Annotated in this window: 6 protein-coding genes; 4 read left to right on the top strand and 2 right to left on the bottom strand. The window is 64.5% G+C overall.

Going from position 1 to position 8,132, the window contains the following annotated elements; translation table 11 throughout:
- Window positions 1-77: 77 nt before the first annotated feature.
- Window positions 78-827: an IS21-like element helper ATPase IstB gene (gene istB / locus G503_RS0110215; RefSeq protein WP_035021893.1), complete on the bottom strand. Its 750-nt coding sequence runs from the start codon at window positions 825-827 to the stop codon at window positions 78-80.
- Window positions 828-829: 2 nt separating this feature from the next.
- On the bottom strand, window positions 830-2,275 hold the full coding sequence (istA, locus tag G503_RS0110210; RefSeq protein WP_235715498.1) for an IS21 family transposase: 1,446 nt from the start codon (window positions 2,273-2,275) through the stop codon (window positions 830-832).
- A 382-nt stretch (window positions 2,276-2,657) separates the two neighbouring features.
- Between istA and G503_RS0110205 the strand changes: the two genes are divergently transcribed.
- The 4 genes from G503_RS0110205 to hyfB are packed head-to-tail and all read left to right on the top strand — an operon-like array spanning window position 2,658 to window position 8,131.
- Window positions 2,658-3,206: a 4Fe-4S dicluster domain-containing protein gene (locus tag G503_RS0110205; RefSeq protein ID WP_028027493.1), complete on the top strand. Its 549-nt coding sequence runs from the start codon at window positions 2,658-2,660 to the stop codon at window positions 3,204-3,206.
- 17 nt (window positions 3,207-3,223) lie between these two features.
- Window positions 3,224-5,410 (top strand): formate dehydrogenase subunit alpha, encoded by a 2,187-nt coding sequence (fdhF, locus tag G503_RS0110200; RefSeq protein ID WP_028027492.1) that lies wholly within the window; start codon window positions 3,224-3,226, stop codon window positions 5,408-5,410.
- Between the two features lie 39 nt (window positions 5,411-5,449).
- Entirely contained in the window at window positions 5,450-6,043 is a 594-nt protein-coding gene (locus G503_RS14780; protein ID WP_035022810.1) for a 4Fe-4S dicluster domain-containing protein, read from the top strand.
- Complete coding sequence (gene hyfB, locus G503_RS0110190; protein ID WP_035022807.1) at window positions 6,044-8,131, top strand: hydrogenase 4 subunit B; 2,088 nt, start codon at window positions 6,044-6,046, stop codon at window positions 8,129-8,131.
- Window position 8,132 lies beyond the last annotated feature (1 nt).

Genomic DNA, 8,132 nt, shown 5'->3' with positions numbered 1-8,132 from the left:
GTGTGTTTGGCAATAGCAAAGTCGACATTTTGGCCTGACTAAAATCGACACTTTGGCACCGCCGACCCCCCCTGTCTTTACCGTCTTCCTAGCATGAGCGAATCTCCCATCCGCTTGCTCTCACCTCCGAACTCCACCAGCCGCCCGTGATGGACTATCCGGTCTATGGCCGCTGCCGCGAGCTTCTCGTCGCCGAGAACGGTTCCCCACTTGCTGAACTCGATGTTGGTGGTGAGGATGAGGCTCCGTCTCTCGTAGCAGCTGGAAATGACCTGGAACAGCAGGCGCGCACCCTCCAGATCTATGGGTATATAGCCGAACTCGTCCATTATCACGAGATCGCTCTTCTCTATGTCCGCCAGGTACTTGTCGAGCGCCTCCTCGCGGTTCGCCTTCAAGAGAGCCAGGACGAGCCCTGCCGTGCCGAAGAACCTCACCATCTTGCCGGCATTCACGGCCGCTGACCCCACGGCTATTGCCAGATGCGTCTTGCCCCGCCCGGTCTGGCCGTGGAACACGAAGTCCTGGGCGTGCTCGATGAAGTCGAGCGACATGAGATCGTCCCTGCCGTAGCCCTCCGGGAAGCTCACCTGCGAGAAGTCGTATCCGTCGAACGACTTGAGCTGGGGGAACGCTGCCTTGCGGAACAGCCTCTCGCGCTTGCGCCGCTCGCGCACGCGCTGCTCGTGCTCTATGAGCGCGCATGCCATCCTGAGCTGCCCGGCGGAGGCCTCCTCGCAGAACCAGTCGCACGACTCGTTGGAGAAGTACATCGATCGGGCCAGCTCTCTGAAGGCGGCCACGTCGCCCTTCGGTTTTGGGGCCATGGTCACACCCCCTTCCGTGCGAGGGCGTCGTAGACGCTGAGGTCCACTGGCTCGTCGTAGCGGATCGGGGTGCTCGTTCGCGAGAGGACGGCCATGTGCATCCCGGCCTCGTCGATCCGCCCGGTGCTCTCGAGCGCGGTTGCCGCCGCTTCCACCATGGCTTCCCACCCGCTCTGCGCCGCCACGTTCCTCATCAGGCGCAGCCGCTCGGCGAGCGCGTCTCGGCCCAGCCCGTCCATGTACTCGCGCAGCTCATCTGCGACAGCCGCCCTCACCCGACTGTTCCTCCAGGCGCCCGGCTTCCTGGCGAGGAGGGCGAGCTGGCTCGCGGGGTTCGATGTGTCACTCGGCGCGTCCCCGTAGGCGCGCGTATGGGTGGCGATAACCGTCCCGCCCGCATCCGCGACGACCACCTCGCGCGCCCTGATGGCGCAGATGACCTCGGTCAGCGCGAACTCGGGCGAAGTCGAGTATAAGTGCCGGGATTCCAGGCGAACGCGGCCCAGCTTGTCGGTTCGCCTCCTCTCGTAGCGCACCACGTCGAAGGGGGCAGGCGGCAGCCCGAGCAGCGCCACTCTGTCCTCCATGAACAGCGCCCGCTCCTCCTCGCCCTTGGCCCAGTGGGGCTTCTCCGCTAGCGCCATGCAGCGGGCGAGCAGCGTCTTGTTGAAGCGCCTGCCGCCGTCGAAGGAGGGCACGGGGACGAAGAGGTTGCGCCTGATGTAGCCCACCTTGTTCTCGACGGAGCCCTTCTCGTGGCCGGAGTTGGGGTTGCAGAACGAGAACGCGAAGCCGTAGTGGGCGGCGAACGCCGAGAACAGCCCGGCGGTCCTCACGGCATCGCCGATCTTGCGGCCGACGCCGGCGGCGTTGTCGAAGACGATGCGGGCGGGCACGCCGCCCAGGTACTCGAAGATGTCCTTCAGTGCCTGGCAGACGCACTCGGCGTTCTCTCCGGGGAACACCTGAGCCAGCCCCACGTTGGAGAACGGGAACGTGAGCACGAAATAGCTCAGGCGGCGCCTCACGCCCGCGACGTAGAAGTCGGCCTCCCCGAAATCCGCCTGCGCCTCGCCTGGCGCCCATACCAGGTCCAGGAAGCGCTCCCCGCCGATGCCGAGCTCTTTCTTCAGCTTGCCCACGTAGTGGCGAACAGTCGACTCGCTGACCTCGGCCCCCAGCTCGTCCGTCAGCCTCTGCCAAATGCGCTTGGCGGTGTGGCGCTGCTTGCGCCAGCCCTTCGCGTCGTCTTCCAGCCACGAGGCGATCGTTGGCCTGTACTGGTCGAGGACGCTCCCGCGCTCCCTTTTGACCGGGGGTCTCGGGGAGAGGTCCTCTTCCTCCAGGTACTTGTACACCGTGTCTCTGGAAATCTCCAGCGTTTTGGCTATATGGGCGATTGGCCGCCCCTCCATCCTCATCTGCCTTATAGAATAGATCTTGGACATGCTGATCATTGCCTTCCCAGCCTTTCTCGTCGTTACCGAAGCAAGACAAGAATAGCCCTTGGTGGTGGTCGGCATGTTCACTGCCAAAGTGCCGGAATCCTACATGCCACAGTGTCGACTTCTACTGTGCCATACACACTTGGGTCCGAAGCGGCGAAATAGGGGGTTGTCAATAGCCGTTGAGCGCGTTATAACGTCCCCAACAGGTCAAAGGTGACTTTCCCGATGCGCAAACCCTGCGCGCTTCCCATAGATTCCAATCCGTTTCAGCAAGGCGTCCCATCGATGCCTTGGTCTCGTGCACCCCGGTTCTCGAGAAGGGGACAGGCAGGAGCGAAGCGGGGGAATACATGCTTCGAGCTATGAGAAAGAGGAGGAGTTCATGGGTTCTAAATTCGTCATTGCCGACCCGGGCCTGTGCATCGGCTGCCAGACGTGCATGGCCGGCTGTCTGCTGAAGCACAGCGCGCCGGGGGACGTTGCGAAACCCCGTCTGAACCTGATTACCACCCTGACCATCTCCGCGCCCATCGTGTGCCATCACTGCGCCGATGCGCCGTGCGTGGCCTCGTGCCCGGAAGGGGCGCTGTACTTCGACGGGGGTCGCGTGGCGGTGAAGCAGGAGCGCTGCATCGGCTGCCGCAGCTGCGTGCTGGCCTGTCCTTACGGCGCCGTGGATGTGGTCTCCCAAGAGGGCGCGGCGAAGCTGGGCGGCCTGACGGTGGAGTCGGCACCTAAGGCTTTCCTGGTGAAGTGCGATTTGTGCTATGACCGCGAGGGCGGCCCGGCGTGCGTGGAGGCCTGTCCCACCGGCGGCCTTATGGTCGTCGACGAGGAGGAGCTTGCCGCTCGCCAGCGGGCCCGGCGCGTGAAGGCCGCCGTGGCCTCGGGTGCGTTTGCCAGCGTGCCGCTGAATATGGATCTCAACTAGAACGGGGGAGTGAAACTATGGAAAAGCACATGGCCGTATGTCCCTACTGCGGCGCCGGATGCAAGCTCAACCTGCTGGTCGATGACGGAATGGTCATTGGCGCCGAGGGCATCGACGGTGTGACCAACGAGGGCGAGCTGTGCCTGAAGGGCCTGTCGGGTTTCGATTTCATCAACGATACGAAGATCCTGACGCCGCGCATCTTGCATCCGATGATTCGCCGCGAGAAGGGTGGCGAGCTGGAGCGCGTCACCTGGGACGAGGCGCTTGACTTCACGGCGCAGCGGCTGACCGAGATCAAAGAGAAGTACGGCCCGGACGCTATCATGCTGACCGGCTCCTCTCGTGGTCCGGGCAACGAGGCCAACTTCGTCATGCAGAAGTTCACCCGCGCCTGCATCGGCACGAACAACATCGACAACTGCGCGCGCACCTGCCACGGCCCCAGCGTGATCGGGCTTATGGACACCGTGGGATCCGGTGCCATGTCGGTGTCCATTCCCAACCTGGAGAACGCCGACCTCATCATGCTGTTCGGTTACAATCCCTCGGCCTCCCATCCCATTGTGGCTCGCCGCATCGTGAAGGCCAAGGAGAAGGGCGCCAAGATCATCGTAGTGGATCCGCGCTCCATCGAGACCGCCCGCATCGCCGATCTGTACATCCAGATCAAGAACGGCTGCAACCTCGCCTTCATGAACGCGTTCGCCAACGTCATCGTGTCTGAGAATATGCACGACAAGGCCTTCATCGATGCCCACACCAGCGGCTTCGACGCGTGGTGGGAGACCATTAAGAACTACACGCCGGAATCGGTGGCCGAGGTGTGCGGCTGCGATCCCGACGACATCCGCAAGGCGGCGCGCATGTACGCCACGGCCCCCAACTCCGTCATCGGCTGGGGCATGGGTGTGACCCAGCAGCGCCAGGGCGTGAAGGTGGTGCACACCATCGCCGCCATCGCCTGCGTCGCCAACCAGATCGGTCGCGACAACGCCGGTCTGGCGCCGGTGCGCGGCCAGAACAACGTGCAGGGCTCCTGCGACATGGGCATGTGGCCGAGTCTTCTGCCGGGTTACCAGAAGGTGGAGAACCCCGAGATGCGGGCTAAGTTCGAGAAGGCCTGGGGCCTGCCGGCCGGCGCGCTTCCCGCCGAGCCCGGCTTCAAGCTGACCGACCTGCCCCACGGGGTGAAGGAGGGCAAGATCCGCGCCTTCTACAACTTCGGCGAGGATCCGCTGCAGACCGAGCCCGATTCCGCCGATATGAAGGAGACCCTGGAGAACCTGGATCTGCTCATCTCCCAGGACATCTTCATGACCCAGACGACGGCTTTGGCCGATGTGGTGTTTCCCGGCACGTCCTGGGGCGAGCACGACGGCGTGTTCTCCGCCTCGGATCGCACGTTCCAGCGCTTCACGGCCGCAGTGCCGCCCAAGGGCGAGTGCAAGCACGACTGGCAGATCTTCCAGGAGCTTTCGACGCGCATGGGCTATCCGATGCACTACGAGGATACCGAGGAGATCTGGAACGAGGTACGCGAGCTGTGCCCCAACTTCTACGGCGCCACCTACGAGAAGATGGCCGGCACCGGTCATGCCCAGTGGCCCGTGCCCACGCTGGAGTGCCCCGGTACCCCGACGCTGTACAAGAACGGCCAGTTCAACACGGCCGATAAGAAGGCCATCCTCATGGCGCACGACTTCGTGGAGCCCACTGAGCTTCCCGATGACGCCTATCCGCTCGTGCTGTGCACCGTGCGCGAGGTGGGCCACTACTCCTGCCGCTCGATGACGGGCAACTGCAAGGTGCTCTCGATGCTGGCCGACGAGCCGGGCTATGTGCACATCAACCCTGCCGACGCCGAGGCGCGCAATATCCGCGACGAGGACCTGGTGTGGGTCAGCTCGCGCCGTGGCAAGGTGATTACCCGCGCGTGTTTGGACGAGCGCATCAACAAGGGCGCGGTGTACATGACCTACCAGTGGTGGATCGGCAAGTGCAACGATCTGACCATGCACGTGACCGATCCTCTGTCCGGCACGCCCGAGGACAAGTACTCCGCCTGCGAGGTGCACTCCATCGATGACCAGGTGTGGGCCGAGCGCCACATGCAGGCGCTCTACAGCGCCCTGAAGGATCGCCTGGCCGCCGAGGCTGCGCCCCAGAACGTGGCGCCGGCCGCCGAGGCGTCTGCGGAGTAGCCCGCAGCCGTCCGCTCTTTTTCACCCGAAAGGACTCTGATGAACACCTTCATCGCCATAGAGCCGGATAGGTGCATAGGATGCGGCACATGTCTCGCCGCCTGCAGCCATGGCCACCGTGTGGCCGGGCTGCAGGCGGAGCCCCGCCTCGCCCTGACATTCTCCCCGCAGGTGACCGCGGCGGTCACCTGTCATCAGTGCGAGGGGGCTCCCTGCTTGGCCGTGTGCCCCGTCGATGCCATTGTGCGCACCGACGAGGCCGTCGTTGTGAACGAGCAGGCGTGCATCGGCTGCAAGCTGTGCGCGATCGTGTGCCCCTTCGGCGCCATCCATCCGGCAGGCACGTCCACGGCAGGCGTTGCCGGCATTGCCTTTGAGACGCCGAGCCAGCCCCGGGGCACCTCCCCGCTGCTGGCCTGGAGCATCGGCGTCTACACCTGTGCCGTGAAGTGCGACTTGTGCTCCACGTACGACCCCGAAGGGGGTCCCCATTGCGTGAGGGCCTGTCCGACCAACGCGCTCTTTGTGCGAGATGCCACAACGCTCGGTGACGCTCGCAAGGACAAAATGAAAGCAGCCGCTACGGCCAATCAGATCATGATGGGCCGCTCGACCAACCTGAAGGAGGCCTAAATGCTGGAACTTATCTTCGTGTCCCTCGGGCTCTCCTGCGTCGCCGGCGCGCTGTCCCTGGTGGCGGGGAAGACCCCTGCCGCCTCTAAGACCATCGCCTGCGCGGGCGGCATGGCCTCGGCGGCCTGTGCCTTCATCGGCGGCGCCGGGGCCCTGCTGGGGCCGGCGGTGCACGCCAGCTGGGCGGGGCCCATGGCGTTTGCGAGCTTCACGCTGCTGCTGAATCCCCTGGCGGGACTGCTCATCGCGGTCATCTCGGCCCTGGCCTTCGCGGCATGGCTCTACGGTCTGTCCTATTTCGACGAGTATTACGAGAAGGGCATGGGGGTCATCGGCTTTTTCATGAACCTGTTCATCGCCTCTATGAACCTGGTCATTCTGGCCGACAACGCGTTTTGGTTCCTCGTGTTCTTCGAGCTGATGTCGCTTACCTCCTACGTGCTGGTTGTCATCGACCAGACGGAGAAATCGCTGCGCGGGGGCTTTCTGTACTTGATCATGGCCCATATCGGCTTTCTCATGATCGCCATCTCGTTCTTCGTGATGGCGTCGGCCGCCGGGTCCCTCGAGTTCGAGGCCTTCCGCACGAGCGCCTTTGCCCCCGGTGTGGCCACGGTGGCCTTCGTGCTGGCTTTCTTCGGCTTTGGCGCCAAGGCGGGCATGGTGCCCTTCCATTCGTGGCTGCCCCAAGCCCATCCGGCGGCGCCTTCCAATGTGAGCGCGCTCATGTCCGGCGGCATGATCAAGATCGGCATCTTCGGTATCTGCAAGGTGTGCTTCGATTTGCTGGGCGCGACCGGAGGCGAGATCGGTTGGGGCGTGCTCGTCATTATCATCGGCGCGGTATCGAGCGTGCTGGGAGTGGTGTACGCCCTGGGCGAGCACGATTTGAAGAGCCTGTTGGCCTATCACTCCGTGGAGAACATCGGCATTATCCTGCTCGGTGTGGGCACGGGCATCTACGGCTGGGCCGCGCATCTTCCGTGGCTTGCGGCCATCGGGCTTCTGGCCGGGCTCTACCACCTGGTGAACCACGCCATGTTCAAGGGGCTTTTGTTCCTGGGGGCCGGCAGCGTGCTGCATGCGACGGGCACGCGCAACATGGAGGTCCTCGGCGGTCTGGCGCGCCTGATGCCCGTGACCGCCCTGTGCTTTCTTGTGGGATCGCTGGCCATCTCGGCCATCCCCCCGCTCAATGGGTTCGTGTCCGAGTGGTTCACGTACCAAGGGCTCATCGGCGCGGCCATGGACGGCGACATCTTCATGCGCATCCTGTTCGCCTTTGCCGTGGTGGCCCTGGCCATTACCGGTGCTCTGGCCGTCACCTGCTTCGTGAAGGCCTTCGGCGTCACGTTCTTGGCCCGGCCGCGCTCTGAGGCGGCCGAGCAGGCCCGCGAGGTGCCCGCTCCCATGAAGGGGGCCATGGTGCTGCTCACGGTGGCCTGCGTCTTCCTCGGCCTGGGAGCGGCTCTGGTGACGCCGGTGGTGGATTCCATTGCCGCCGCCATGCTGTCGGTGCCCCCGGTGCCGGCCGTGGAGGGTGCGACGCTCGTGTCGCTGGATACGGCATCGGTGGTCTCGCCGCTGGTGCTGGCGGTGCTCATGGCTCTTGTCATCGCCGCGTGCGCCCTGGTGCGCAACAGCGCGAACCGCGCCGCCGGCATGAAGGACGATCCGCAGACCTGGGCCTGCGGCTACCAGGCGGACCTGACCATGGAGACGTTGGCCTCCACGGTGGGCGCCAACGTGAAGAACTTCATGGGGCCGCTGTTTGCCATCCGCTTCACCGTGAACCGTGCCGGTGCCGCCGTGGCCCGTCTGTTCAGTCGTGCCCTGGGGCTCGAAAAGACGGCTCCGTCCGCCTCCAAGGCCCCCGAGCCGGTGCTGTCCCGCTTCGACCGCGATCGCACGGTGGGCATCGCCCCGGCCCCGCACCGCGCCCCGGCGCTCTCGCACTCGGTGCTGTCCATCGTCAGCGATCTCGGCGCCTGGTTCAGCCGCATGGAGAGCGGCGATTTCCGCACCTACATCGTGTACATCGTCGGCGCTCTGGTGTTCTTCCTGGCGCTCATCATTCTGGTCCGATAGG

This window comes from Adlercreutzia mucosicola DSM 19490 (assembly GCF_000422625.1).
Lineage (GTDB): Bacteria > Actinomycetota > Coriobacteriia > Coriobacteriales > Eggerthellaceae > Adlercreutzia > Adlercreutzia mucosicola.
The sequence above is the reverse complement of the archived record's forward strand: the minus strand, read 5'-3'. Positions and strand labels throughout refer to the sequence as shown.